Source organism: Acinetobacter sp. AR2-3, from assembly GCF_001878775.1.
GTDB classification, from domain to species: domain Bacteria; phylum Pseudomonadota; class Gammaproteobacteria; order Pseudomonadales; family Moraxellaceae; genus Acinetobacter; species Acinetobacter lwoffii_D.
Genome location: NZ_MJIQ01000020.1, coordinates 1 through 3,768 on the forward strand (window position 1 = coordinate 1; position 3,768 = coordinate 3,768).

Genomic DNA, 3,768 nt, shown 5'->3' on the forward strand with positions numbered 1-3,768 from the left:
GTCTCGTGGGCTCGGAGATGTGTATAAGAGACAGACGTAAGCGTCCGCTGAACACACCTTATGAATTCGTCCTATAAGCCTTAATTTAGTCCCCACTTAAAAACAAGTGGGGACTAAAATTTATGACTACAAATCACCAGACATCCATCGCATCTCTTGCGAAAAAACGAAGAACATACAGTGCTGAATTTAAACAGCAGATCGTTCAGGCTTGTAAAGCACCGGACGTTTCAATTGCTTCGGTCGCTTTGCAACATGGATTGAATACAAATCTCGTATCCAAATGGATTCGCTTAATTGATGCTAAGCCAGGGAATGATCGCTCACCACTACCGAATAAACCTGCATTTATTGCCTTATCCTGCTCTGCACCATTAGATCCTACTCCTACTGACATGTTAACGGTTCAAATTACTTTACCCCACTCAAAAGCAGAAATTGGCTTGAAATGGCAAGTATCAAAAATATCTGCTTTAGCAGAATTACTCAAGGCACTGGCAACATGATCCGTATCGATGAAATCTGGTTGTCTACCCAGCCCATGGACATGCGAGCAGGCATAGATACGGCCATGGCTCAGGTGGTGAGAGCCTTTGGCTACATCAAACCGCATTGTGCTTACCTGTTCTGTAATAAACGTGGCCATCGCATGAAAGTACTGGTGCATGATGGACTGGGGATCTGGCTGTGTGCCCGGCGGCTGGAACAGGGCAAATTTCACTGGGCTAAAGTTCACCAGGGTGAAAGCGTAGCCCTCAGCCCGGAACAGTTACAGGCACTGATCCAGGGTTTGCCCTGGCAGCGCATTGGACAACAGCAGGTAGTGACGATGCTCTAAACCAGGTTGGTGCATTCTGCTATTCTCCAAACGTTCTATTTCCTCTGCGTCATGACCTCAGGCATACTGAGGTCATGAATACGCTGCCTGACTTAAGCCAACTGACCCATGAACAACTGCTGGAATTCACCAGGCAGTTGGCGCTGCAGCATCAGTCTCTAGCACAATCAAACCAGCAATTAGATGCCAGAGTTCAACATCTTGAAGTCACCAATCAGCAATTAGATTCTAAAGTTCAACATCTTTCTATTCTCAATCAAAAATACGAGCATGAACTCGCACTATTTAAACAGCACAAATTCGGCAGTAAAAACGAACATCTCACTGCAAAACAAATCCATCTCTGGGATGAAGCGGTCGAAGAAGATATTGCAGCCGTTGATCTGGAACTGGAACGGCTGAATGCAGATAAAACCGATGCAGCGACACACAAAGCCAAAGCAAATAAACCTAAACGTCGACTGCTGCCCGATCATCTACACACCATTCGTATTGAGCATGAACCAGCATCAACCCAATGCAGTTGTGGCTGCCAGTTACGTCGTATCGGCGAAGATATCAGTGAAAAACTGCATTTCAGACCGGCACAGTTCTATAAGGAACAGCATGTGCGTGGCAAATGGGTCTGTGATCAGTGTGACACCCTGACTCAGCAAGCGATGCCCGCCTATGTGATTGATAAAGGCATTGCTTCACCTGAACTGCTCAGCCATGTGCTGGTATCGAAGTATGCCGATCATTTGCCGCTGTACCGTCAGCGCCTGATCTATCAGCGGGCGGGCATTGATCTGTCCAGATCTACTTTATCTGACTGGATAGGTCGCTGCGGTGTAGAACTGGAGCCTCTGGCCAATGCCTTAAAACAGGTGGTGCTGCAACAGCGGGTGATCCATGCCGATGAAACGCCGGTCACCATCATGCGGATGGGTGATGATGAGAAAAAACCGAAGAAAGGTTATGTCTGGGCCTATGCCACTACACAGTACAATCCAGTTCAAGCGGTGATCTATGACTTTCAGGATAGCCGTTCAGGTCAGCATGCAGAAGAGTTCCTGAATGGCTGGCAGGGCCATCTGGTCTGTGATGATTACAGTGGTTATAAAGCACGCTTTAAATCAGGCGATGTCATTGAGGTGGGCTGCATGGCGCATGCACGTCGTAAATTCCATGAGCTACATGTGACTGGGAAAAGTCAGATCGCTGAACAGGCATTACTGATGATTCAGAAACTGTATGCGATAGAAGCAGAACTCAGGAAAAAGACCGATAGTACAGCAGAACACCGCCGCGAATACCGACAACAGCACAGCCAACCGGTGATGCAACAACTGTATGAATGGCTCAACCAACATTATCTGACGGTGCCATCGAGTTCTCCAACCGCCAAGGCCATCAATTACAGTCTGAAGCGTTGGCCAGCCTTAAGCCGCTATCTGGATGATGGCAATCTACCCATTGACAATAACTGGGCAGAGAACTCAATGCGTCCCTGGGCATTGGGCCGTAAGAACTGGTTGTTTGCAGGTTCGCTGCGCAGTGGACAGCGAGCGGCAAATATCATGACTTTAATCCAGTCAGCAAAGCTGAATGGGTTGGATCCGTATGCCTATCTCAGTGATGTGCTGAAAAGGTTGCCGACACATAAAGTGACCCAAATAGAAGAATTACTGCCACACCGCTGGAAATCCGACCAAAATTAAAAAATAGGCATGGGATTCAGCGGACGCTTACCTAGATCTCTGCGAAAATCCAGAACATCGAGCAAAGCGAGATTTACATGACTTGCATCATGCTGAGGAGATTAAACGAATTTGGAAGGAAAGTTCAGGTCGGTATGGTGTACGTAAAGTCTGGCAAAAACTGAAACGTGAAGGCTATATTATTGCACGCTGTACTGTTGCTCGATTAATGAAAAAGCTAGGTATACAAGGTGTTTGGCGTGGTAAGAACAAACAAACCACCCGTAGCCGAGATGACCAAAAACGAGCAGATGATTTAGTGAAACGTAATTTTACTGCTGATCATCCTGACCAACTGTGGGTGAGTGACTTTACGTATATTCAAACAAATTCAGGCTGGGTTTATACTGCATTTATTATTGATGTGTTCTCACGAGCAATTGTTGGATGGAAAGTATCGACACGGATGAATACAGATATGGTGCTCGATGCATTGGAGCAAGCATTGCATGATCGAGGCATGCCAAAGAATGTGATTCATCATTCCGACAGAGGTGTGCAATATCTTTCCATTCGCTATACCAATCGTTTAGAAGCAGCAAATTTACGAGCATCAGTCGGTACGACTGGTGATTCATACGATAATGCTTTGGCTGAAACGGTGAATGGCTTATACAAAACAGAGGTGATTGAATATCTAAAAGCAGATTGGCAAGGTTTAGCAGATGTACAACTTGCGACACTAAACTGGGTAGATTGGTTCAATAAAAAGCGTGTACACAGTGCACTGGGTTATGTATCGCCTTTTGAGTTTGAAGCAATGTACTATGATAAGATTAACCCGTTAGGTCAGGTGGCCTAACTTAAATAAAAAAGTCTCCGACAAACCCGGTACGGTTCACTTGAGCCGTGTGCTGGGAAACTCGCATGCACGGTTCTTAGGGGGTTGGACGTAGGTAACTGCGTCTGACTACCCGACAATCAGATGCGCCCCTGGGCGTTGGGACGTAAGAACTGGCTGTTTGCTGGCTCGCTGCGCAGCGGCCAACGAGCTGCCAATATCATGACTTTAATCCAGTCAGCAAAGCTGAATGGACTGGATCCGTATGCCTATTTAAGTGATGTGCTGAAAAGGCTGCCGACGCATAAAGTGACCCAAATAGAAGAATTACTGCCACACCGCTGGAAATCCGACCAAAATTAAAAAATAGGCATGGGATTCAGCGGACGCTTACTTTAATTTCAGCTAAA

General features: G+C 46.4%; 3 protein-coding genes and 2 pseudogenes. All 5 read left to right on the forward strand.

Translation table 11 applies throughout. The annotated features are described in order from the left end of the window. Nucleotides 1-122: 122 nt before the first annotated feature. On the forward strand, nucleotides 123-506 hold the full coding sequence (gene tnpA / locus BFN00_RS01370) for an IS66-like element accessory protein TnpA (protein ID WP_005094709.1): 384 nt from the start codon (nucleotides 123-125) through the stop codon (nucleotides 504-506). After that, nucleotides 503-838, forward strand: coding sequence for an IS66 family insertion sequence element accessory protein TnpB (gene tnpB / locus BFN00_RS01375; RefSeq protein ID WP_071850229.1), 336 nt, complete (start codon nucleotides 503-505; stop codon nucleotides 836-838). The genes tnpA and tnpB overlap by 4 nt, the downstream gene beginning before the upstream one ends. 74 nt (nucleotides 839-912) lie before the next feature. Further along, nucleotides 913-2,538 carry an IS66 family transposase gene (tnpC, locus tag BFN00_RS01380; RefSeq protein WP_071850230.1) on the forward strand — a complete coding sequence of 542 codons (1,626 nt, stop codon included), beginning with the start codon at nucleotides 913-915 and terminating at the stop codon, nucleotides 2,536-2,538. A 31-nt stretch (nucleotides 2,539-2,569) separates the two neighbouring features. Beyond that, a pseudogene (locus BFN00_RS01385) lies at nucleotides 2,570-3,379 on the forward strand (IS3 family transposase); the annotation flags it as partial. Between the two features lie 114 nt (nucleotides 3,380-3,493). Beyond that, a pseudogene (locus tag BFN00_RS01390) lies at nucleotides 3,494-3,721 on the forward strand (transposase domain-containing protein); the annotation flags it as partial. Between the last annotated feature and the right edge of the window lie 47 nt (nucleotides 3,722-3,768).